Source organism: Aquibium carbonis (assembly GCF_003970795.1).
GTDB lineage: Bacteria > Pseudomonadota > Alphaproteobacteria > Rhizobiales > Rhizobiaceae > Aquibium > Aquibium carbonis.
Map to the genome: position 1 here is coordinate 24,351 of NZ_RWKW01000020.1, position 23,247 is coordinate 47,597.

General features: G+C 66.7%; 21 protein-coding genes. 15 read left to right on the forward strand and 6 right to left on the reverse strand.

Going from position 1 to position 23,247, the window contains the following annotated elements:
- The first annotated feature begins 91 nt into the window (after window positions 1-91).
- A complete protein-coding gene (locus EJC49_RS05795) occupies window positions 92-958 on the forward strand; it encodes a crotonase/enoyl-CoA hydratase family protein (protein WP_126698515.1) in 867 nt (288 codons plus the stop codon).
- 20 nt (window positions 959-978) lie between these two features.
- Entirely contained in the window at window positions 979-1,422 is a 444-nt protein-coding gene (locus tag EJC49_RS05800; RefSeq protein WP_126698595.1) for a PaaI family thioesterase, read from the forward strand.
- A 79-nt stretch (window positions 1,423-1,501) separates the two neighbouring features.
- Here EJC49_RS05800 and EJC49_RS05805 read toward each other — a convergent pair whose 3' ends face one another.
- Entirely contained in the window at window positions 1,502-2,461 is a 960-nt protein-coding gene (locus EJC49_RS05805) for a TAXI family TRAP transporter solute-binding subunit (RefSeq protein WP_170314628.1), read from the reverse strand.
- Window positions 2,462-2,707: 246 nt separating this feature from the next.
- On the opposite strand from EJC49_RS05805, the gene EJC49_RS05810 reads away from it, so the two are divergent.
- Complete coding sequence (locus tag EJC49_RS05810) at window positions 2,708-4,414, forward strand: thiamine pyrophosphate-requiring protein (protein WP_126698517.1); 1,707 nt, start codon at window positions 2,708-2,710, stop codon at window positions 4,412-4,414.
- A gap of 56 nt (window positions 4,415-4,470) precedes the next feature.
- Here the strand turns inward: EJC49_RS05810 and EJC49_RS05815 are convergent, their stop codons facing one another.
- Entirely contained in the window at window positions 4,471-4,812 is a 342-nt protein-coding gene (locus EJC49_RS05815) for a hypothetical protein (RefSeq protein ID WP_126698518.1), read from the reverse strand.
- A gap of 547 nt (window positions 4,813-5,359) precedes the next feature.
- Between EJC49_RS05815 and rplM the strand changes: the two genes are divergently transcribed.
- The 5 genes from rplM to argC all read left to right on the forward strand — a co-directional run bounded on the left by rplM (window position 5,360) and on the right by argC (window position 9,194).
- Window positions 5,360-5,833: a 50S ribosomal protein L13 gene (gene rplM / locus EJC49_RS05820; protein WP_126698519.1), complete on the forward strand. Its 474-nt coding sequence runs from the start codon at window positions 5,360-5,362 to the stop codon at window positions 5,831-5,833.
- The gene (gene rpsI / locus EJC49_RS05825; protein ID WP_126698520.1) at window positions 5,826-6,308 is read left to right on the forward strand and encodes a 30S ribosomal protein S9; all 483 of its coding nucleotides are present in this window, start codon (window positions 5,826-5,828) and stop codon (window positions 6,306-6,308) included. Before rplM ends, rpsI begins: the two co-directional genes overlap by 8 nt.
- 152 nt (window positions 6,309-6,460) lie before the next feature.
- The gene (locus EJC49_RS05830; protein WP_170314629.1) at window positions 6,461-7,129 is read left to right on the forward strand and encodes a heparin lyase I family protein; all 669 of its coding nucleotides are present in this window, start codon (window positions 6,461-6,463) and stop codon (window positions 7,127-7,129) included.
- A 29-nt stretch (window positions 7,130-7,158) separates the two neighbouring features.
- A complete protein-coding gene (gene speB, locus EJC49_RS05835) occupies window positions 7,159-8,112 on the forward strand; it encodes an agmatinase (RefSeq protein ID WP_126698522.1) in 954 nt (317 codons plus the stop codon).
- Between the two features lie 143 nt (window positions 8,113-8,255).
- Window positions 8,256-9,194 (forward strand): N-acetyl-gamma-glutamyl-phosphate reductase, encoded by a 939-nt coding sequence (argC, locus tag EJC49_RS05840; protein WP_126698523.1) that lies wholly within the window; start codon window positions 8,256-8,258, stop codon window positions 9,192-9,194.
- A 49-nt stretch (window positions 9,195-9,243) separates the two neighbouring features.
- Here the strand turns inward: argC and EJC49_RS05845 are convergent, their stop codons facing one another.
- Window positions 9,244-10,335, reverse strand: a complete 1,092-nt coding sequence (locus tag EJC49_RS05845) for a COX15/CtaA family protein (RefSeq protein WP_126698524.1) — start codon at window positions 10,333-10,335, stop codon at window positions 9,244-9,246.
- A gap of 159 nt (window positions 10,336-10,494) precedes the next feature.
- On the opposite strand from EJC49_RS05845, the gene EJC49_RS05850 reads away from it, so the two are divergent.
- Window positions 10,495-10,707: a DUF2842 domain-containing protein gene (locus tag EJC49_RS05850; protein WP_126698525.1), complete on the forward strand. Its 213-nt coding sequence runs from the start codon at window positions 10,495-10,497 to the stop codon at window positions 10,705-10,707.
- An 18-nt stretch (window positions 10,708-10,725) separates the two neighbouring features.
- Here EJC49_RS05850 and EJC49_RS05855 read toward each other — a convergent pair whose 3' ends face one another.
- Window positions 10,726-11,784 carry a polysaccharide deacetylase family protein gene (locus EJC49_RS05855; RefSeq protein ID WP_126698526.1) on the reverse strand — a complete coding sequence of 353 codons (1,059 nt, stop codon included), beginning with the start codon at window positions 11,782-11,784 and terminating at the stop codon, window positions 10,726-10,728.
- Between the two features lie 83 nt (window positions 11,785-11,867).
- Here EJC49_RS05855 and EJC49_RS05860 point away from each other — a divergent pair, with 83 nt between their 5' ends.
- Window positions 11,868-13,103 (forward strand): GNAT family N-acetyltransferase, encoded by a 1,236-nt coding sequence (locus tag EJC49_RS05860; protein WP_126698527.1) that lies wholly within the window; start codon window positions 11,868-11,870, stop codon window positions 13,101-13,103.
- An 86-nt stretch (window positions 13,104-13,189) separates the two neighbouring features.
- On the forward strand, window positions 13,190-14,068 hold the full coding sequence (locus EJC49_RS05865) for an amidohydrolase family protein (RefSeq protein WP_126698528.1): 879 nt from the start codon (window positions 13,190-13,192) through the stop codon (window positions 14,066-14,068).
- Window positions 14,069-14,104: 36 nt separating this feature from the next.
- On the opposite strand, the gene EJC49_RS05870 is transcribed toward EJC49_RS05865, so the two are convergent.
- Entirely contained in the window at window positions 14,105-16,135 is a 2,031-nt protein-coding gene (locus tag EJC49_RS05870) for an acetoacetate--CoA ligase (protein WP_126698529.1), read from the reverse strand.
- Window positions 16,136-16,236: 101 nt separating this feature from the next.
- The gene (locus tag EJC49_RS05875; RefSeq protein ID WP_126698530.1) at window positions 16,237-18,354 is read right to left on the reverse strand and encodes a GumC family protein; all 2,118 of its coding nucleotides are present in this window, start codon (window positions 18,352-18,354) and stop codon (window positions 16,237-16,239) included.
- Between the two features lie 248 nt (window positions 18,355-18,602).
- Between EJC49_RS05875 and EJC49_RS05880 the strand changes: the two genes are divergently transcribed.
- The 4 genes from EJC49_RS05880 (at window position 18,603) to EJC49_RS05895 (ending at window position 23,244) form a co-directional block, all read left to right on the forward strand.
- The gene (locus tag EJC49_RS05880) at window positions 18,603-19,166 is read left to right on the forward strand and encodes a polysaccharide biosynthesis/export family protein (protein ID WP_126698531.1); all 564 of its coding nucleotides are present in this window, start codon (window positions 18,603-18,605) and stop codon (window positions 19,164-19,166) included.
- Window positions 19,167-19,187: 21 nt separating this feature from the next.
- Entirely contained in the window at window positions 19,188-20,321 is a 1,134-nt protein-coding gene (locus EJC49_RS05885) for a glycosyltransferase family 4 protein (protein WP_126698532.1), read from the forward strand.
- Window positions 20,322-20,419: 98 nt separating this feature from the next.
- A complete protein-coding gene (locus EJC49_RS05890) occupies window positions 20,420-21,955 on the forward strand; it encodes an undecaprenyl-phosphate glucose phosphotransferase (RefSeq protein WP_126698533.1) in 1,536 nt (511 codons plus the stop codon).
- A complete protein-coding gene (locus EJC49_RS05895; RefSeq protein WP_126698534.1) occupies window positions 21,952-23,244 on the forward strand; it encodes an O-antigen ligase family protein in 1,293 nt (430 codons plus the stop codon). Before EJC49_RS05890 ends, EJC49_RS05895 begins: the two co-directional genes overlap by 4 nt.
- The last annotated feature ends 3 nt before the right edge of the window (window positions 23,245-23,247 follow it).

The window sequence follows — 23,247 nt, forward strand, 5'->3', positions numbered from 1 at the left end:
CCAAGAGAACTATCATGGAGCGGGTTGAAGAAAAGCCCGGAAATGAGACAGATTGATTGACGTTTACGGAAACGGAATGCGGGAGGATATCATGCCGCGGGTCCTGTACGAGAAAGACGGGCGGATCGCCCGGGTCACCCTCAACCGCCCCGACGTGCTCAATGCGATCGACGACGACCTGCCGGTCGAACTCGCCGACTGCGTGGCGCAGGCGAACGCGGATGCCGGCGTGCATGTGATCATCCTGTCGGGTGCCGGCCGCGCCTTCTGCGCCGGCTATGACCTCGCCTACTACGCCGAACAGGACAGCGGCGCCGGCAACGCGATGACGCAGGACATGCCCTGGGACCCGATGCAGGACTATGCCTTCATGATGCGCAACACCGAGCTGTTCATGTCGCTGTGGCGCAGCCACCGGCCGGTGATCGCCAAGGTGCACGGCTTCGCAGTCGCGGGCGGCTCCGACATCGCGCTGTGCGCCGACATGATCGTGATGGCCGACGATGCCGAGATCGGCTACATGCCGATCCGTGTCTGGGGCTGCCCGACGACCGCCATGTGGGTCTACAGGCTGGGACCCGAGCGCGCCAAGCGCATGCTGTTCACCGGCGACAAGGTGAAGGGCAAGGAAGCCGAGGCGATGGGCCTGGTGCTGAAATCGGTACCGCCTGCCGATCTCGACGCCGAGGTGGAGCGGCTGGCCGAGCGCATGGCCGGCGTGCCCGTCAACCAGCTGATGATGCAGAAGCTCGTCGTCAACCAGGCGATCGAGGCGATGGGCTTGAAACAGACGCAGATGTTCGCGACCCTGTTCGACGGCATCACCCGGCACTCGCCGGAGGGGCTGAACTTCAAGCATCGCGCGGAAGCGATGGGCTGGAAGCACGCGGTGCGCGAACGCGATCTCGGAACGTTCGACTGGACGCAGAACCGACCCATCAACGCGCCGAAGGGATGAGCACGGCGATGGACACGACGATGAGGAACAACACGCCCTCGCCGGTGCTGACGACCGAGGAGGTCAACCGGCTGATGGTGTCGGTCTATCCCCAGCTCAACGGCGAGTATGCCGACTATGTGGCGACCGAGGTGTTTCCTGGGGGCTGCACGGTCAGGCTCAATGCCAACGAACGGCACCTGCGGCCCGGCGGCACGGTGTCGGGGCCGTGCCTTTTCACGCTGGCCGACATCGGCGGCTTCGTCTGCGTGCTGTCCCATGCCGGCCCCGACGCGCTGTCGGTGACGACGAACCTCAACATCAACTTCGTGCGCAAGGCCGAGCCCGGCCCGATCGACGGCCACTGCCGCATCATCAAGCTGGGTCGCAGCCTGATGGTCTTTGACATCGACATCGTCGCCGGGCCGGACCGGCTGACCGTCGCGCACGCCACGGGCACCTATTCGATTCCGCCGAAGCGCTGACGCGCCCGCCGATCGTCCCGCAACGGAAAAAGGCCGCACCGCTTTCGCGGCACGGCCTTTCGACGGGGTGCGGCGCGCCTTACTCGGCGATGCCGATTTCCTGGTAATAGGCAGCGGCGCCGGGGTGGTAGGGGATCTCGGCCGCCTTGCCCATCTGGTCGCGATCGAAGTCGGCCCAGACCGGGCTCGACGCCTTCAGGCCCTCTGCGCCCTCGTACATCGCGCGGACCACCTTGCCGATCACGTCGTCGGGCACGCTGGCGCCGGCAAACAGCATGTAGTCATAGGCGATGACCGTGGTGGCGGCACCGAGGCCCGGCAAGGTGTCGCTGGCGGCGACATCGTGCAGATAGGCGCCGGGCAGCAGGGTGCGGATCTGTTCCTCGGCCTCCTGGGGGACCGGGATGAACTGGATCTTGCCCACCGAGGCCTCCAGGTCGAAGGTCGGCTGCGCGCCGACCGAGGCGATCGACACCGCGATCTGCCCGGCCTTGAACGCCTCGTACTGCTGCGGGAAGTTCGAGATCGGCACGCTGTTGACGTCGTCATAGGTCAGCCCGCCGGCGGCCAGGGTGGCCCGGATGATGAAGTCGCCGAGCGAATTCTCCGGATAGCGCGGCACGTTCCGGCCAGCGATGTCGGCGTAGGTCTCGATGCCGCTCGATTCGGCCGTCACCAGCGCGGCCAGGAACGGCATCAACGTGGCCACGACGCGCAGATTGGCGGCGGCCTCGGTCGACATTCCGGTGCCCTGGATCGCGTAGTAGGTCTGCGGATAGTTGGCGACGCCGAGTTCGAGGCGGCCTGCGTCCACCAGCGGGATGTATTGCGAGGTGTTGGCGCTGACCTGCGGGAGCGCACGCAGATCGCTGTTTTGCGAAACCGCCTGGGCGATGGCGATGCCGATCTGGCCCGTCGCACCCCCCTGAGTGGTTCCGATGCCGATCGTCTGGGCGGCGGCCGGCAGCGCAGCGAGGCCGAGGGCCGCCGCGACGGCCGCGCCGGCAAAGGCCCGGATGGTGTTTCGGATGATCTTCATGCGTTGGAGGCTCCCGTTTTTTTCGCGGGCAACGTTGTCGCTACCCATTTGGACAATACCACCCCACGAACGGAACTTTGTAAAGACATTTGGAGAATTGCGGCCTCGGAAGTCGACATATCGGCCGGCACATGAGATGGTTTGCCCGCAACGTGCGGCCCAGACCTGCACAAGCGAAGACAGCAACATATGGACAATCGATCGCGTTCTTGACGATTTGTCCATAACTAATGTGAGGATCCTGGATTGGACACGAAGGCGGAACACACGGAGATGCTGGCGGCGGAAGCCTATCTCGAAGCCCTGACGGACGGCGGGGTGGACTCGCTCTACGCCGTGGCGGGGACCGATTTTCCATCCGTGGTGGAAGCCTATGCGCGGGCGCCGTCCAAGGGCACCAACCTTCCCAAGGCCTATACGGTTCCACATGAAAATCTTGCCGTTTCGATGGCGCATGGCGACGCGTTGCGCTCGGGCCGTCCGCAGGTGGCGATGGTGCATGTCAGCGTCGGCACGGCCAACATGGTCTGCGGGGCGCTGAACGCCATTCGCGACGGCGTGCCTGTCGTGCTGAGCGCCGGCCGCACGCCCCTCACGGAAGACGGGCCGGAGGGCACCCGGTCGCGCTTCATTCACTGGGCGCAGGAGATGTTCGACCAGGGCGGCATGCTGCGCGAAGCGGTGAAATGGGATTTCGAGCTGCGCAGCGCCGAACAGGTCGAGGACGTCGCGATCCGCGCGCTCGACATCGCCTGCGCGCCGCCGCAGGGACCGGTCTATCTGTCGCTGCCGCGGGAACTGCTGGCCGAGCGCGTGTCGCCCGTCCGGCCCGACCGTCGCCGCAGCCGCGTGGTCGAGCCGGCGGCCGACGCCGATGCGATCGACCGCCTCGCCTCTGCGATCCGCGCCGCCGACTATCCGGTCATCGTGACCAGCAATCTCGGCCGCGACCCGCGCGCGACCGCTCTGCTCACCGCTCTCGTGGACGCGTGGGCCATTCCGGTCATCCAGTACAATGCGCGCTCCGTCAGCCTCGCCTTCGACCACGAGATGGCGCTCGGCTTCGACACCAAGGACCTGCTCGGCCCCGCGGACCTGATCATCTCGATCGCCTGCGACGTGCCCTGGGTGCCGCGCGTCACGCGCCCGAAGCCGACCGCGCCGCTCTGGGAAATCGACAATGATCCGCTGTATTCGCGCTACCCGCTGCGCAGCTTCCCTGCGGTCGAATCGATCATCGCCGGGCCCGCGGCCGCGCTGTCGGCGCTGTCGAAGGCGCTCGGCTCGCCGGCCGCGTCGGATGGCGTGCGCCTGGACGCTCGCCGCAGGGCCGTCGCGCGCGACCGGGCAAAGAGACTGTCGGCCGACAGGCTCGACATGACGCGTCTCACGGCCGAGAGCGCTAGCGCGGTGATTTCCGCCCGGCTGCCGACGGAATCGGTGCTGGTGAACGAGTATTCCTTCCGCACCGAGTTCGCCCGCTTCGACCGGCCGGGCCAGTTTTACGGCTTCACGCCGGCCGGCGGCCTCGGCTTCGGCTTCGGCGCGGCGCTGGGGGTCGCGGCCGCCGACGCCCGCGATACGACCACGCGCGGACCGGTGGTGGTGACACTCGGCGACGGCGCCTACATGTTCAACAATCCGGTGGCCTGCCACTGGGTGTCGGCGGCGCACAAATTGCCGGTGCTCACCATCATCTTCAACAACCGGCGCTGGGGGGCGGTGCGGAACTCCACCCTCGCCATGTATCCGCAAGGCGCGGCCGCGGCGGACGACGGCATGTTCCTGGCCGATCTGTCGCCCAGCCCAGACTATGCCGCGATTGCCCGCGCCCATGGCGGTCATGCCGAGACGGTCGACCGCATCGATGCGCTCGGCGGCGCGCTGGACCGCGCGCTGGACGCGGTCGCGGGCGGAACGCAGGCGCTTCTCGACCTGCGCACGGAGCACTAACGCAAAACGGGCCCCGCGCATGGCGGGGCCCGTCCGTTCCGATCCGTCAGACGGGATCAGTGCGCGGCCTTGAAGGCGCCCGGCGCGCACTCGACGATCTTGGTGCCGCTCTCCTGATAGGCGGAGTCCCAGGAGACCTTCACCTGCCTGGGGCAGTTGCGATAGCTCTTGTTGACCAGGTCGAAGGCGCCGTAGGGTCCGTTGGCGCTGATCTTGACCGACTTCACGCCCTTGGCGCTGGAGATGGTGCAGACCACGTTGTTGGGTACCGAGCAGTTGATGGACGCGCCGCCGTTCGAGGCGGGCATGGCCACGAAGTTGCCGGCAAAGCTGGTGGACCCGGCGACGACTGCGATGGCGACAGCGGCGGCGGCGGCGAGGGTGTTGCGGATGGTCATGATCGTTTCCTTTCGGTTTCAGGTCTGGTTGGTTGCTTGCCCCAATGCCAACCGTTCTACTGCCAGGTGACTGAACCGGAACTGATTATACCGTTCATTTGTCATTCATATTAGTATTTATTTTGGCCGCTTGAAATATTTCACAATTCTATACGTCTTTTCCTCAAGTGAAATTTTTCACATTCCGATTTTTTTACTTCTCGCTCGGCCGAAACGCCATCCGTTCGTGGCGCGCGTGCAAGATGGATTGCCGCGGCGGGCTGCGGGTCCAACCCGAAGCTTCGGCATGCCGCTGGTGGCAAGCGCCGCCCGGAAAGTGCGGTAAAATAATACCGCAATTGCAAGCCATTGTATTCATTGACACATCTGGCGAGATGTCGGCTTGCATCGCTTGACGACACGACGGCCTTCGCCTATAGACCGCGCGGACGCAGCGGCCACCAGCCGCAGCTCTCCTGTTGGCCGGCAGATCGGCCGTCCAACGCAAGCAACAAGAAACGCCTTCTCTTCCCTCACCGGATGGAAGGTCCGACAGGAAAGTACCACCATGAAAACCTTTTCGCAGAAGCCTGCGGAGGTGACGAAGAAGTGGGTGCTGATCGACGCCGAAGGTCTCGTCGTCGGCCGCCTCGCCACCATCGTCGCCAACCGCCTGCGCGGCAAGCACAAGCCCACCTTCACGCCGCATGTCGACGATGGCGACAACGTCATCATCATCAACGCCGACAAGGTCGTGCTGACCGGCAAGAAGTTCACCGACAAGGTGTATTACTGGCACACCGGCCACCCGGGCGGCATCAAGGAGCGCACGGCGCGCGACCTGCTGGAAGGCCGTTTCCCCGAGCGCGTGCTCGAGAAGGCCGTCGAGCGCATGATCCCGCGCGGCCCGCTCGGCCGTCGCCAGATGAAGAACCTTCGCGTCTATGCGGGCGCAGCCCACCCGCACGAGGCTCAGACACCCGAGACGCTCGACGTGGGCTCGATGAGCAAGAAGAACGTAAGGACCCCGGTCAATGGCTGATCTGAATTCCCTCGCCGAACTCGGCACCGCGACGGGCGTCACCAACGCCCAGCCGGCCGCACCGGTCCATGTCCAGAAGCTCGATGCCCAGGGCCGCGCCTACGCGACCGGCAAGCGCAAGGACGCCATCGCCCGCGTCTGGATCCGTCCCGGCACCGGCAAGGTCGTCATCAACGACAAGGAGTACAAGGCGTACTTCGCCCGCCCCGTGCTGCAGATGATCCTGCGCCAGCCCATCGTCGCGGCCAACCGCGAAGGCCAGTACGACATCGTCGCGACCGTGGTCGGCGGCGGCCTGTCGGGCCAGGCCGGCGCGGTGCGTCACGGCATCTCCAAGGCGCTGACCTACTACGAGCCGGCGCTGCGCGGCGTGCTCAAGAAGGGCGGCTTCCTGACCCGCGATTCGCGTACCGTCGAGCGCAAGAAGTACGGCAAGGCCAAGGCCCGTCGTTCGTTCCAGTTCTCGAAGCGCTGATCCGCATCCGCGCCTCACCGACCTGGGAAAAGCGGGCCTTCGGGTCCGCTTTTTTCGTTTGCGTTGCTGTCATGCAGTCCCATTATTGCGGCGTGATGAGAAGCGATACGGTCATGCGCGCGATGTCGGCGCCCCATTTGTCAGCGATTGTCGTGGCTGCGGTTCTCATGGCCGCGCTCTGGCCGGCGCAGGCCGTGCCGCTTCGCAGCGACTGCGGCCTGCCGCGGCCGAATGCCATCCAGCGCGCGGGCGACACGACGATCTTCACGCTCGCCCATGGAGACAAGGGACGCTGCGACGGCGACAGCCGCCCGCGCGGCAGCGCGCCCTATTCGGAACGCGCGGAACTGCGCAGCGACGTCATCGCGCGTGGCGCGCGCCACCGCGCCGAGTTCGCCCTGCGTTTCGCGCCCGACGGCCGGTCGGCTCGCGGCACGAGCTTTTTCCAGGTTCACAGCTGGAACCGGGGCTGCACCGGTTGCAAGCCGCCCATCATGCTGAGGATCGGCGGCGACGGGATGGTGTCGGCCTTCCTGCTCGACGCCAACGGGCAGACGCATCGCGCGGTCGGCCTGGGCGTGTCGCGAAGCCAGCTGGCGGCCGGATGGCGGCGGTTCACCGTCGATTTCACAACCCATCCCGGCAGCGGCAACACGCTCGACATTTCCATGGATGGACGCCGTCTGCTCACATCGGCCCGCTACCATTTCCCGGCGCGCGGAACCCCGTACTACAAGCTTGGCCTCTATCGCCCCGGCAATCCGGAGGGGACCCCTCGCGACCAGGTATCCTTCCGCAGCTTCGTCGCGACCCGCAACTGACCGCCCCGGCGGAACTGGAGACGCACCCAATGCCCGCATCCACCATCGACCACGCCTTCACCGCGAAGGGCCTCACCGGCAGCGCGGGCGACCCCACCTATGCGGGCGCGCTCTCCTTCATGCGCCGGCGCTACACCAAGACCATCAAGGGAGCCGACGCCATCGTCTGGGGCATTCCCTTCGACGCGGCGGTGACCAACCGCCCCGGCGCGCGCTTCGGCCCGCAGGCGATCCGACGCGCCGCGGCGATCTTCGACAACGACCCGCAATATCCCTTCCACCGCGACATCACCGGCGAGCTTGCCGTCGTCGACTATGGCGACTGCCTGCTCGACACCGGCGACCACCGCAAGACGCCGGGGCGCATCGAGCGCGAGGCGGCCAAGCTGATCAAGGGCGGCGCCTTCCTCGTCTCGCTCGGCGGCGACCATTTCGTCACCTGGCCGCTGCTCAAGGCCCATGCGGCGAAACATGGTCCGCTGGCGCTCGTCCAGTTCGACGCCCACCAGGACACGTGGTTCGACGACGGCAAGAGCATCAACCACGGCAATTTCGTCGGCCGCGCGGTGCGCGAGGGCGTCATCGATGCGGCGAAGTCGATCCAGGTCGGCATCCGCACCCACGCGCCGGAGGATTGCGGCATCCAGATGCTCTACGGCTACGATGTGGAAGAGATGAAGGCGTCCGAGATCGCCACCGCGATCATCGAGCGGACGGCGGGCGCGCCGACCTACATCACCTTCGACATCGACTGCCTCGACCCCGCCTTCGCGCCGGGCACCGGCACGCCGGTGGCGGGCGGCCCGTCCTCGGCCAAGGTGTTTTCGGTGCTGCGCCAGCTCGGCCAACTCGACATCGTGGGGGCCGACATCGTAGAAGTGTCGCCGCCCTACGACCATGCCGACATCACGGCGATCGCGGGCGCGACGGTGGCCCAGATGTATCTCGGCCTGCTGGCGGAAAGGAAGGCGCGCCTCGCATGAGCCGACGACGACACCCCAGGGCGGCACGCCCGGAAACACCCGCGTCCTGAGGCAGGGCCTCGCGACCTCGATCGACGCCGTCCGGACGATCGTCCGCGCGTCGATCCAACCCTTTGATTTCTCTACCATCCAGGCGAGACAGCATGAAACCGAAAATCTTCATCGACGGCGAGCACGGCACGACCGGCCTTCAGATCCGCACAAGACTCGGCAGCCGCGACGATCTCGACATCCTGTCCATTCCCGAGGCGGAGCGGCGCAACAAGTCGCTGCGCGAAGACATGCTGAAGGCCGCCGACATCGCCATCCTGTGCCTGCCGGACGATGCCTCGAAGGAGGCGGTGACCCTGCTCGAAGGAACGAACTCCACCCGCATCATCGACACCTCGACGGCGCACCGTGTCCATGCCGACTGGGCCTACGGCTTCGCCGAGCTGACCGCCGGCCAGCGCGACAAGATCGCCGGGGCGCGGCTCGTGGCCAATCCGGGATGCTATCCAACGGGTGCCATCGGCCTCATCCGGCCGCTGGTCGAAGCCGGCCTCCTGCCCGCCGACTATCCCGTCAGCGTCAACGCCGTCTCGGGCTACACCGGCGGCGGCAAGCAGATGATCGCGCAGATGGAAGACGCGGCCAATCCCGAGCACATCGCGGCGCCGCACTTTCTCTACGGGCTGACGCTCGCCCACAAGCACGTGCCGGAGATGCAGGCGCACGGGCTGCTGGCGCGCCGGCCGATCTTCTCGCCCAGCGTCGGACGCTTCGCCCAGGGCATGATCGTGCAGGTGCCGCTGCATCTGTCCGACCTGAACGGCGCCCCGTTGCTTCGCGACCTGCATGACGCGCTGGTCGCCCATTATGCCGGGCAATCTGTCGTCGAGGTCGTGCCGCTGGCCGACAGCGCCGCGGTCGCGCGCGTCGACCCGACCGCGCTCAACGACACCGACCGCATGCGGCTCTACGTCTTCGGCACCGAAGGCAAGGGCCAGGCAAACCTCGTCGCCGTGCTCGACAATCTCGGCAAGGGGGCTTCGGGCGCGGCGGTCCAGAACATGGACCTGATGCTCGGCCGCGCCGCGTAAGCACGGGGCCGGCAGTGCGGCGCGCCCTGCGCCGCGCTCGGTCGGCAGCTCAGCTGCGGAGGACGACGCCCGTCTCGGCCGGATAGCTGCCGCGCGTGGCCCGCCAGTGCGCCGCCGCAAATCCCAAGACCACCAGCGCGAAGGCCTGGTGAAGCAGCGCCCAGCCGATCTGGACTTCCAGCAGCAGCGTCGTGATGCCGATGGCGGCCTGCACCAGCACCAGATGGAACAGCACCAGCGCACGCCGCGCATGGGTGGAGCCGGGCTCATCCCTGCGCGCCTGGATCATGTGCCACAGGGCGGCGGCAAACAGCACGTAGCCGCCGATCCGATGCACGAACTGGACGGTCTTGGCGTTCTCGAAGAAGTTGACCCACCAGGGGCGCTGGATGAAGAGGTCGCCCGGCACGATCGCGCCGTCCATCAGCGGCCAGGTGTTGTAGGCAAGACCGGCATTGAGACCGGCGACGAGGCCTCCGAGATAGATCTGCACGAGCACCAGGAGCATGAGCACCAGCGCGAAGCTGCGCGTCCCGTCCTTCGACGGCGCCGCCGTGTGCGGCGCCAGTCCCCGGGCCACCACCATCGTGGCCGCGAAGATGACGCAGGCCAGCGTGAGATGCGTGGCGAGGCGGTACTGGCTGACGTCGGTGCGGTCGACGAGACCTGACGCCACCATCCACCAGCCGACCGCGCCCTGCAGGCCACCCAGCGCCAGCAGGCCGACAAGCTTGGGCTTCAAGTGCCCTTCGAGGCGGCCGGTCAGCCAGAAGAAGGCGAGCGGCAGGGCAAAGACGACGCCGACGCCCCGGGCCAGCAGCCGGTGGCTCCATTCCCACCAGTAGATGGTCTTGAAGTCGTCCATGCTCATGCCCTTGTTGATGAGCTGGTATTCCGGAATCTGGCGGTACTTCTCGAGTTCGACCTCCCAGGCCTCCTCGGTGAGCGGCGGGAGGACGCCCATGACCGGCTTCCATTCGGTGATCGACAGGCCGGACTCGGTCAGGCGGGTCGCGCCGCCCACCACCACGAGGGCAAACAGGACCAGCAGCACGACATAGAGCCAGCGCCGGACGAGAACGCGGTTGCGCTCCTGCTGGTCGATGGCGTCCTGCAGCGTCGATTCGGCGATGGCGGTCATGGGTTCGTCCAACGGTTCATGCGGCGATGTCTCGTGGCCGATCGACGGGGCGCTGGCAAGGCTTCTCCGCGCGGCACGCGGTCGCGCCACCGCCGCGGCGCGCATAGGGCATTGCCTTTCGCGCCTGCCTGCGTACATGCAGCACCGAAAGGAAGCGCCATGCCCCTGCGTCTGAAGAAACTGATCGGCACCATTCTCCTCGTCACGCTGGTGGTGTTCTACGCCATCGTCGCGACGATCGTGGCGGTGGCGCAGCTGGCGGAGTCCTCCTGGGTCGTCCACCTCGCCTACTTCTTCTTCACCGGGCTGCTGTGGGTGCTGCCGGCGATGGCCATCATCAAATGGATGGCGGGGCCGAAGGCCCAGCCCTGAGAGCCGGGAACCCCTGCCTCAGACGGTGACGACCCGCTGGCCGCGATTGGCGATCGGCGTGGTGATGCCCGACAGCATCGTGCCGACATGGGCGACCTGCTGGTAGCGGCCGTTGACGGAGATCCGCGGCAAGGCCTGAAGATGCGACGCATGCTCGGTCTGGAGCAGGCCATGCCGCGTCGTCACCGCCGATGCGTAGCCGGCCTCGCGCGCCAGGTCGACCTCGCGCTTTCCCACGGCCGCTTCGTAGCCATAGGGGTAAGCCATGTGGCTCGGGGTTTCGCCCAGCTCGACGCGCAGGAGACGGCGTGCATCCGCCAGTTCGCGCAAGGCCTTTTCGGCGCTCAGGCGGCGCAGGTTGTAGTGATGCACCGTGTGGGCGCCGATGGTGACCAGCGGATGTGCGGCGAAGCGGCGCAACTCGTTCCAGTCCATCAGGGAGGCGTGGCCGGCTTGCAGCGGGTCGATGCCGCAGGAGCGCGCCAGACCCTCGATCACGCGCACCTGGTCCTCCTCGGCGACCCGGTCGGTCAGGTAGTTGTGGATTTCGGTGTTGGCCCGGAACTTCGCAGTCGGCGTGTCGCAGTCGAAGACCGCCGGTCCTTCCGGCAGGGAAAGATAGACGACGTCACGCGTCGCGATGATCTCTTCCAGCAGATCCCACCAGAGCAGCACCTTGCCCTCGGTCAACGCCGGGGCAACGTGGACGGTGATGGGCGCCTCATGACGCTCCAGCACCGGCAGCGCGTCGGTCAGATTGTCGCGATAGCCATCGTCGGCGGTGATGGTGACGAACCGCTGGCCCGAGGAACGGCTCTTCAACCGGTCGACCGCCTCGTCCATGGAGACGAACACGTAGCCCATGCGGCGGACCTCGGTCAGCACGGCATCGAGAAAACCGGGCGTGACCGTGAGATGACGGTTGACGCCGATGCCGCGCGGACGGTCGTCGTTGATGCGGTGGACCATCAGGATGGCGCCGATGCCGCCGAGAAGCCGGCCGGCAATGGGGGCAAGAAGGCTCAGGCGGGCCGCGTGCAGCACCAGCTTCCTGAGCAACTCCCCCCTGTCGATCATTCTTTCACCATTTCCCGCTAGGCTGCAGCTTCGGCAGACGCGATGCCGTGCTCAAGGTAGCAGTAGCCTCGAAGGTTAAAGGTATGGTTGATGCGGTCGTCCGCAACCCTCCGGAAGGCCGGGCGACGGATGCTGCCGCGCAGCCGGCCGGCCGCACCGCGTCGGGACCGGACCGGCTGGCCGCCTGCATCGGGGGGCGCGAGGCGCTCGTCGCCTACCGGGCGCATTGCAGCGACGCGCTTTTCGCGCCGCCGCAAAGCCCCGACTGGATCGAGGCCTGGGCGCGAAACTGCAATCCCGACATCGTCTGCCTGACTCTGGCGCCGCACGGCGGGCCGCGGCTTGCGGTCTGCCTCGAGGTGGTTCGGGACCGGTTGGTCCGTACCGCCCGTCTCGTCGGCGGATCGCATGCCAATGGCAGCTTTCCGGCCCTCTCCGGCGGACCGTTTCCAGTCCTCGCCCGCACCGACCTCGAAGGCCTGGCCGCGTCCGTTCGCGCGGCCCGCCCCGATGTCGATCTCCTGTCGATGGAGCGCCTTGCGCCGCAGCTCGAAGGCGTCGAGAACCCCCTGCATCCGCTTCGGTCGTGGGACAGTCCCAATCCCGCCCTGGCGATCGACCTCACGCCCGGCTTCGAGGGCGTGCTGGCGCGCGCCAGCGGCAAGCGCAAGCGCAAGAAGCACCGCTCGCAGGTCCGCAAGTTCGAGGCGGCCGGCGGTTTCCGGCGGATCACGGCCACCACTCGCGAGGACGTGGATCGGCTGCTCGACGCGTTCTTCCGCCTGAAATCGGCGCGGCTGAAAGCCATGGGCGTGGCCGACGCATTCGGCGACGAGAAGGTGCGCGCCTTCTTCCGTGATCTCTTCGGCACCGCGACAGAGACGACCCCTCGACCCGACTTCCTGCTCCAGGCGCTTGAGGTCGGCGGGATCGTGCGCGCGGTCACCGGCAGCAGCCGCACTCCGGCCTCGATCGTCTGCGACTTCGCCGCCATCGCCGAGGACGACCTCGCCGCCGCCAGCCCCGGCGACTTCCTGTTCTTCGAAAACATCCGCGAGGCCTGCGACGAGGGGCTTGCGGTGTTCGACTTCAGCGTCGGCGACGAGGGCTACAAGCGCCAGTGGTGCGATCTCGAAACCTGGCAGTTCGACGTGGCCGTTCCGCTGACGGCGAAGGGCCATGTCGCCGTCGGTCTCCGGCGCGGCCTCGTCGCCGTCAAGCGCTCCGTCAAGTCGAACCCGCGCCTCTGGAATGCGGTCAAGGCCCTTCGCCGACGCGATGGCGGCAAGACGGCGAAAGCGCAGGACGCGGAAGACTGAGCGGGGACCGCGAAGCCGGGCTTTTTGTGTTTACAATCATGCCCCGTTTGGGGAATGTGCCGCCAACTTCAGGAGGCACGCAACGCATGAAACTCGACGAACTGCTGGCGATCGACATCCACACGCATGCCGAGGAGCCGTGCTGCGGTCCGCGCGACGACGGCTATGACGAGTTCCAGGCCGGAATGGCCGCCTATTTTCGCAATCCGGCCGGCGCCCAGGGGATGCTTCCCAGCGTGCAGGAAACGGCCGACTATTATCGTGAGCGCAAGATCGGCTGCGTGATCTTCCCCGTGGACGCCGAGCGCGAGACGGGCTTTCGCCGCTACAAGAACGAGGAGGTGGCCGAAATCGCCGCCGCCAACAGCGACATCATGATCCCCTTCGCCTCGATCGATCCGCACAAGGGCAAGCTCGGCGCGCGCGAGGCGAAGCGGCTGGTGCGCGACTTCGGCATCAAGGGCTTCAAGTTCCATCCGACCATGCAGGGCTTCTATCCCAACGACCGCAGCGCCTACCCGCTCTACGAGGCGATTGCCGAGGAAGGCGCGATCACGCTGTTCCACACCGGCCAGACCGGCGTCGGCTCGGGCATGCGCGGCGGCATGGGCATGCGGCTGAAATACTCCAACCCGATGTATCTCGACGACGTGGCGGTGGATTTCCCCGACATGCCGATCATCCTGGCGCATCCCTCCTTCCCCTGGCAGGAAGAAGCGCTGTCGGTGGCGACGCACAAGCCCAACGTCTACATCGACCTGTCGGGCTGGTCGCCGAAATATTTCCCGCCGATTCTCGTGCGCTACGTCAACTCGATCCTGAAGCACAAGATGCTGTTCGGCTCCGACTGGCCGGCGATCACGCCGGACCGCTGGCTGTCGGATTTCGACACGATCGGCATCAAGGACGAGGTGAAGCCGCTGGTCCTGAAGCAGAACGCGGCCAAGCTGCTCAAGCTGATCTGAGGGCGCGGGCGAAAGCCCGCACCGCTCCTTGCGACTTCAGCGACCGGCGAGGCTCTTGTACAGCCCCTCGCCTTTCGCGGCTCGCTTCTCCGCGAAGTCGACGAACCAGGACATGCTGCCGGGATTGCGCATCGCATCGGCGCTGAAGGCCTTGTCGGCCGGCCAGCCCATCAGCAGCTTGCGGATCGGCACCTCCATCTTCTTGCCCGACAGCGTGTAGGGGATCGCCGGCACAGCCAGCACCTCGTCGGGCACGTGGCGCGGGCTGCGCTCGGTGCGCAGCCGCGTGCGAATCTCCTGGAGCAGCGTGTCGTCGAGCACCGCGCCGTCCCGCAACTCGACGAAGAGCGGCATGTAGAAGCCGCCGCCGGGTTCCTCGATGCAGACGACGACGCTGTCGGCCAGCGCCTCCATATGATCGATCGTTCGGTAGATCTCGGCCGAGCCGATCCGCACGCCGAAGCGGTTGAGCGTCGAATCGGAACGTCCGTGGACGAAGCAGCCGCCGCGCGCGTTGATCTCCATGAAGTCGCCATGCCGCCAGACGCCGGGCCAGGTGTCGAAATAGGCTTCGCGGTAGCGCGCGAAATCCTCGTCGCCCCAGAAGAAGATCGGCATCGACGGCATCGGACTGGCGATCACCATCTCGCCGACCTCGCCGACCAGTTCACGTCCATCGTCGCCGAAGACGCGCACGTCGACGCCAAGGCAGCGCGTCTGGATCTCGCCGGCATGGACCGGCAGCAGCGGCGTGCCGCCGACGATGCCGCTGCAGAACTCGGTCCCGCCCGACTGCGAGGTGATCCAGAGATCCTCCTTCACCGCCTCGCGCAGCCAGGCGAAGGTCTCGGGCGTCGACGGCGAGCCGGCGAGGAAGACGTTCTCGAAGGAGGAGACGTCGCAGACGTCCTTCGGCACCACGCCCTGACGGCGCATCGTGTCGACATAGGTGGGGCTGGCGCCGAACGATGTCGCATCGACCTCGGCGGCGAGCCGCCACAGCAGGTCCGGCCCCGGATGCGACGGGGCGCCGTCGTAGAGCAGGACGCGGCCGCCCATCAGCGGTCCCCAGAGCAGCGAGTTCCACATCACCCAGCCCGTCGTCGAATAGAAGAACATGCAGGAGTGGGGCTTCAGGTTCAGATGAAAGGCGGCCGTCTTGTAGTGCTCGACGATGATGCCGGCATGGCCATGCACGATCGCCTTGGGAAGGCCGGTGGTACCCGACGAAAACAGCACCCAGAGCGGATGGTCGGGGGCGACGCGCTCGTAATGGAAGCCGTCGCGCGGCACGGGCTGGCCCGCCAGGGCATCCTCCCAGGCGACGATGGCCACGTCGCCGAGCCTGGGCCGCGCGCCGCTGCCGGCATAGTCGAGCCAGACGACCGTCTGCAGGCCGGGCAACGCGGCGACGATCTGCTCGATCTCGGCGACGCGCGAGAAATCGCGACCGGCGAAGCGGTAGCCGTCGGCGGCAAACAGCAGCTTCGGCTCGATCTGCGCGAACCGGTCGACGACGGTCTTGACGCCGAATTCGGGCGCTGCCGACGACCAGACTGCGCCGATCGCCGTGACCGCCAGCATGGCGACGATCGTCTCGGGCACGTTGGGCATGTAAGAGACGACCCGATCGCCGGGGCCGATGCCGCGCCCGCGCAGCCAGGTCGCCAGCATGCGCACCTGCGATCCCAGCTCGCCCCAGGACATGTCCGCCCGCGGACGAACCTCCGAGACGTGATGGAAGATCGTGCGGTCGGGATGGTCGGCTTCGCGGCGAAGGATATGCTCGGCGTAGTTGACGCGACTGCCGGAAAACCACCGCGCCCCCGGCATCGTCCGGCTCTCCAGAACGCTGTCGTAGCCGGCGTCGGAGATGATGTCGAAATAGTCCCAGACGGCAGCCCAGAAACCCTCGATGTCGTCGACCGACCAGGCGCGCAGCGCCTCGTGATCCGCCAGGTCGACATCGCGCTTCGCCTTCAGCCAGCGCATGAACGCCGCCGTGTTCGACGCGTTCTTGAAGTCGTCACTGCCTTCCCAGAGGAAGTCACCGTCGGCGATGGTCATCGAGCCTCCCCGCTACGCGATGTATACACGACATCGCTCTTAGCGGGCCGGACGGGCGCCGTCACCTGCGGACGCTTGTGCCAGGTCCGGGTTCGATTGCGTCAGGCGACGGATCGTTCGCTCGGCGCGGGCGAGCGCGGCGGCACGTAGCCGACCGGCGTCACCAGGAAGGCCTGGTCGTAGCCGACGGATTTCAGGCTGTCCTCGGTGGCCGAGACCGCTGCGTCCTCTTCCTCGATGACGCTGATGATCACCTCCGTCGCGCCGGAGACGAGGCGCTTGAGGCTCGCCGGCTCGGCCGGACCGCACTCGACGATGACCAGGTCGTAGGCGGTCGTCAGCGAATTCATGATGATCGGCAGCCGGTCGACGCCACGCATGGCGCGGGCGGGATCGGCGGTTCCCACGGGGATGACGTGGCAATCCGAATAGAGGTCGGCATGGATGATGTCGGTGAACTGCGCCTCCGAGCAGAGCAGGTTGGTGATGCCCTTGTGGCTCGTGTCGTCGAGCATGGGCCGGGAGGCCGCGCCCGTCGACGTCAGGTCGAGAAGCAGCGTGCGAAGGCCGGCATCGGCCACCTCGCGCGCCACCATGATGGCGGTGGCTGCGCCCTCGTCGCCTTCCGGCGAGACGAAGATCGCCCTCGAGGCGCCCCGCGCGATGAGGCGTTCGGCGGCGGCTTCCACCGTGATCTGGCCCTTGGTAAACACCGGCGCCGGTTCGTCGCCCGGGTCGTTTGCGTATGCATCGAGGCTCGCTCCCACACCGGCGGGCGCAAAGGCCGGCATGCGCACGTCGCGGACCGGTTCCCGGGTCGCTGCCGGGCGCAGGGCGCGACCGCTGAACAGTTCCCGCAGCAGTGTCACGAGCGCCATGACCAGAAGCGAGGCGACGAAGGCGGCGGCGGTGATCGGGACGACCTTCGGGAAGTAGGGCTCGGCGGGCACGCTGGCACGGGAGAAGACGCGCGCATCCGCGGGAAGGTAGTTGCGATCCTTGCGCGAGGCCGCTTCCCGGTAGCGGATCAGATAGGATTCCAGCAGGTCGCGCTGGGCGGCGGCTTCCCGCTCGAGCGCCCGCAGCTCGACCTCCTGCTCCCCGACGCGCGCCGATTCCGCCTTGAAGCGGTTGAGCTCGGCCACCAGTTCGACTTCGCGCAGGCGCGCGGCGTCGGCTTCCGTATCGAGCCCGGCCAGGACCTTTCCGGCCTCGTTGCGGATCTGGGCGTCCAGATCGGCGAGCTGCGAGCGCAGCGCCCGGATGCGGGGATGATTGTCGAGCAGCGTCGCCGACAGGTCGGCGATATCGGCCCTCAATTGCACCTGCGTCTCGCGAAGACGCTGGATCAGCGGCGACGCCAGCACGCCGGGCAGCGCATCGATCGACGTGCCGCCCGCGATCGCCCGGCGGACGGCGGACGCCGTCGCCTCGGACGCGGCGCGGCTGGCCTTGACCCGGGAGAGTTCGCTCGACAGTTCCGACAATTGCTGGGTGGCGAGCGCGGCGTTGTTGTTCCCCACCATGAGGTCGGAGCTGGAACGGAAATCCGCCACCCTGCTTTCGGCTGCCCTCACCTTCGCGCTCAGGTCGGCGATTTCCGGCTCCAGCCAGTCGGTCGCGTCGGCGTTGGACTGTTCCTTGGCGCCGCGCTGGAGCGCGATGTAGGCGTCGGCGATGCTGTTGGGGACACGCGCGGCAAGCGCCGGATCTTCCGACGAGAACTGCACGACGATGACGCGGGACCGCTCGACCCGGTACACGGTCAGCTTTTCGCGGAAGGCCTTGATGACGCGGTCCTCGGGCGGCATCTCGACGGGATCCGACTTCAGCCCGAGCAGGATCATCATGCGGCCGGCGAAGGAAACCTCTCCCGATGCCTTGAACTCGGGAAGCGCGGCCAGGTTGAGATCGCGGGCGACCTGCTTGAGCAGATCGGCCGAACCGATGACCTCCACCTGGCTGGTCACGCCCTGCTCGTCGAGGATGGTGGAATCGTCGTTGCGCGCGTCGGGACGCGTGAAGATGGACTCGCGCGTCTCGATCAGGATGCGGGTCTCGGCCTGGTAGTGCTTCGTCGAAAGACTGGCGAAGGCGAAGGCCGCCGCTGTCACGCACAACGCCACGAGCGCGATCCGCTTCCAGTCGCGCGCGAGGCTCGACATCAACGCGGTGATATCGATGTCGAGATCCGCTCGGGAGGCGTCGACGACGGCCATAGGTGGTCACTCCACTCAACTCTGTGACCAAGAACGTAAACGACTATGGTAACCGCGCGGTTAAGACCGAAGTAAGTGAAAATTCACGCGGGTTCACAAGACCTTAACAATGACCGTTTCGACCTTCCTGCGAGCGGGCGCAACCGATCGCCCGCGGCTTTTACCGGGCATTAACCCTAACGAGTGGATAACGGGAGCGTCTTCGATCGACCGGCCGCCCGGCGATCCGTCAAAGGTGCGTGTTTCCGATGAAAAGCCCGTTCGCTGCCTCGACCATCGCGCTCGCCGTGCTTCTTCTCGCCGGTTGCGCCAGCTATCGTCCGGTCGCGCCCGCGTTTCATGCCGCGATCAGCAAGCCCTATGTCCTCGATGCCGGCGACCGGGTCCGGATCACCGTTTTCGAACAGGACGGACTGTCCAACGTCTACAGCGTGGACCAGGCCGGCTACATCGCCTTCCCCCTCGTCGGCGCGGTCGCCGCGCGCGGCCTCACCGCGCAGCAGGTCGAAGGCACGCTCGCGCAGAAATTGCGCGGCGGCTATCTGCGCGATCCCGACGTCTCGGTCGAGATCGACCGCTATCGGCCGATCTACGTCATGGGCGAAGTCGGCGCCGCAGGGCAGTATTCCTACGTGCCCGGCATGACCGTCCACAAGGCCATCGCCGCCGCCGGCGGCTTTTCGCCGAGGGCGAACCAGGCCAACGCCGACATCACCCGTGACATCAACGGCAAGGTCATGACGGGCCGCGTGCTGACATCCGACCCGATCCTGCCCGGAGACACGGTCTATGTCCGCGAGCGCCTGTTTTGACCAGGACAGGTCCGTACGCCCTTGAGCCAGAGCCTGCGTATCGTCCACTGCTTTCGATCGCCGGTCGGGGGGATCTTCCGTCATGTGCGGGACCTGACCGACGCGCAGGTGGCGGCCGGACACAAGGTCGGGATCGTCTGCGATTCATCGACGGGAGGCGCCTACGAGGAGCGGCTCTTCCAGGCGCTGGAGCCGAAGCTCGAACTGGGTGTCTGGCGCACGCCCATGCAACGTCACGTCGGACCGGGCGACTTGGCCGCCGCCTGGAGGACCTATCGAATCATCAAGGGATTGCAGCCGGACATCCTGCACGGACATAGCGCCAAGGGTGGCGTCTATTCGCGTGTGTTCGGCTCGCTTCTGCGGGTATCCAGGTTTCGCGTAGCCCGCCTCTATTCGCCCCATGGGGGCAGCCTGCACTACGACGCGTCGACCATGACGGGACGCGCCGTCTTTCTCCTCGAACGGGCGGTCGAGCGGTTCTCCGATCACATCCTGTTCGTCTCGCGCTACGAACGCGACACCTACGGCCGCAAGATCGGCGGGCCGAGCGTGCCGTCGAGCATCGTCTACAACGGCGTGACGCCGGCGGAGTTTGTTCCGGTCGCGCCGACGGACGACGCCACCGACTTTCTCTACATCGGCATGATGCGCGACCTGAAGGGTCCTGATCTCTTCATCGAGGCGCTCGCGATGGCGGAGACGGATCTCGGCCGTCCGCTCACGGCGACCATGGTGGGCGCGGGCGACGATCGCGATCGCTACAAGGCGCTGGCGGCGCGGCTCGGACTGGCCGAGCGCGTGGCCTTTCACGACCCGATGCCGGCGCGCGAGGCCTTTGCGCTGGCCCGCACCGTCGTGGTGCCGTCGCGCGCCGAAGCCATGCCGTACATCGTTCTGGAAGCGCTCGCCGCCGGCCGGCCGATGATCGCCAGTTCGGTCGGGGGCATCCCCGAGATCTTCGAAAGCGCGCCCGGCGCGCTGGTGGCACCGGACGCCCGGGCCATTGCCGACAAGATGGTGCTGGCCATGAACGACCCCCTCGCCTGGGCCGCCTCGATGCCCTCCGCCGAGGAGGTTCGCGCCCGCTTCTCGATCGCGACGATGGCGCGGGACATCGACACGGTCTACCGGAGCGTCATTGCGGGGCGCTGAGCCCTTGGCGGGGCCGGATCGCTCCAATGCCACGACCGATCGCAAGGGAATGTTAGCGCATTCGTGATTAACGTCACGGCCTCAACAGGCTCGACGAAATGAACCAGATCGACCCGTCATCGCGCTTCACGCCGGACGCCGTTCGCCGTTTCGACGACAGCGGAGCGGAGCGCGGCGGATCAGCCGAACTCGGCGCCTTCGCCAAGCGCGTCGCCGCGCAGTACCGCATGGACACCATGTCCCCGGTCATGGTCAGCGGCAAGGTTCGGATTCTGGAATTCCTTCTGCTGTCGCTCTCGGGTGTCCTGGCGCTCGGTCTCCACTTCGACCGGATCGGCCTCGACTGGAGCTATGTCTGGACGAGCCTCGGCGGCGCCCTGCTCGCGGTCATCCTTCTCGAGTTCACCGACGCCTACCAGATGGCGACGCTGCGCAACACGCTGTCGCATGCCCGCAAGATCGCGGTGGTGTGGTCGGGCGTCTTCGCGCTGATGGCGCTTGGCGCCTTCTTCATGAAGACGTCGCACGACTTTTCCCGGCTCTGGTTCGCCACCTGGTACGCGATGGGCATCGTGAGCCTGTTTGGCCTGCGTCTGGTGATGTCGCGGCTCATCCGCCGCTGGGCACGCAACGGCGTCATGGAGCGGCGCGCGGTGATCGTCGGCGGCGGCAAGGGCGCCGAGTCGCTGATCCGCTCGCTGGAGCAGCAGCCTGACAACGACATCCGCATCTGCGGCATCTTCGACGATCGCGGCGACACCCGCTCGCCACCGATCGTCGCAGGCTACCCCAAGCTCGGCAACGTGTCGGAACTGATCGAGTTCGCCCGCGTCGCGCGCATCGACATGCTGATCGTCTCGCTGCCGCTGACCGCCGAAACGCGGGTGCTGTCGCTCCTGAAGAAGCTCTGGGTCCTGCCCGTCGACATCCGCCTGTCGGCGCATTCGAGCGAGTTGCGCTTCCGGCCCCGCGCCTACTCCTTCGTCGGCTCGGTTCCGCTGCTCGACATTTTCGACAAGCCGATCAACGACTGGGATTCGGTGGCCAAGCGCGCCTTCGACATCGTGTTCTCGCTGTTCGGCATCATCGTCTTCTCGCCGATCATGGTCGCCACGGCCATCGGCATCAAGCTCGATTCGAAGGGCCCGGTGCTGTTCAAGCAGAAGCGGCACGGCTTCAACAACGAGGTCATCGAGGTGTTCAAGTTCCGCTCGATGTATGTCGACCAGGCTGACCCGACGGCCAGGCAGGCGGTCACCAAGGGCGATCCGCGGGTCACCCGCGTCGGCCGCTTCATCCGCAAGACCTCGATCGACGAACTGCCGCAGTTCTTCAATGCGCTGCTCGGCAGCCTGTCGCTGGTCGGGCCAAGGCCGCACGCCATCGCCGCGCAGTCGCACAACCTCCTCTACACCGAGGTGGTGGACGGCTACTTCGCCCGGCACAAGGTCAAGCCCGGCGTCACCGGCTGGGCCCAGATCAACGGCTGGCGCGGCGAGATGGACACCGACGAGAAGATCAGGAAGCGCACCGAGTTCGACCTGCACTACATCGAGAACTGGTCCCTGTGGTTCGACCTCAAGATCCTGTTCCTGACGCCGATCCGGCTGCTCGACACGGAAAACGCCTATTGACCGCGAGCCTCGCCCTCCCGAGGGACACGCCCTCCCGCGCGGACGTCAATGCCAGGCTCGTCGCGCTCCTGTCGACCGGAGCGGTGACGCTGGGCGTGTTCCTGTCCGGCTTCGTCATTCGCGAACCGGCGCCCTACGAACTCTACATGGTCGCGCTGATCGCGGTGTGGGCGCTGTTCGGGCTGCGCATCTCGCGCGCCATCGTGCCGCTCGCCGTGCTTCTGGTGGTCTTCAACATCGGCGGCATGATCGCGGCGACGCAGATGCCGATCCTCGGCGATGCGCCGCTCTACATCGCCGTGTCGCTGTTCCTCGCCTTCACCGCGATCTTCTACGCCGCCGTGCTGGACGGACGGCCGGAGCTTTTCCGCCTCATCTTCCACGCCTGGGTCGCGGCGGCGATCTTCACCTCCACGCTCGGCATCCTCGGCTATTTTCACGTCTTTCCCGGCGCCGAGATGTTCACCAAGTTCGAACGCGCCGCCGGCGCCTTCCAGGATCCGAACGTCTTCGGCCCCTTCATCACGCTTCCCGGCATCTACCTGCTCCACAGGATGCTGACCGGACCCGTATCGCGGATGCCGCTTCTGGCGCTGCCGCTCGGCATCATCGCGTTCGGCGTGTTCCTGTCGTTCTCGCGCGGCGCGTGGGGCCTGTTCGCCTTCTCGGCGCTGGTTCTGGCGCTGCTGCTCTTCATCCACAGCCGCAGCGGACTGTTCCGGCTGCGCATTCTCCTGATGGGCGGCGTCGCCTTCGGGCTGCTGGCGGTCGGGCTGCTGATCGCGCTGCAGATCCCAGCCATTGCCGACCTGTTTTCCACGCGCGCGCAACTCGTGCAGGAGTATGACGGCGCCCGCCTCGGCCGCTTCGCCCGCCACGGCATCGGCTTCCTGCTGGCCATGGAGAAGCCACTCGGAATCGGACCGCTGGTCTTCGGCAAGCTCTACGGCGAGGACACGCACAACATCTGGCTGAAGGCGCTGATGGATTATGGCTGGCTGGGCTTTGCCTGCTGGCTCACCATGATCGTGTGGACGCTGGCGGCCGGCTTGCGCATCCTGTTTCGCGACCGCCCCTGGCAGCCCTATCTCCTGTGCGCCTGGGTGGTCTTCCTCGGCCACGTGTTGCTGGGCACCGTCATCGACACCGACCACTGGCGCCACTTCTATCTCCTGCTCGGCCTCGTCTGGGGCGGGATCGCGCTCGAACAGCGGCATCAATGGCAGATGATCCGCGACGTGGGTTGGAGCGCGAGACCGGCCGCCGCGACGCTACAGGCGGGTTCGTAGGCA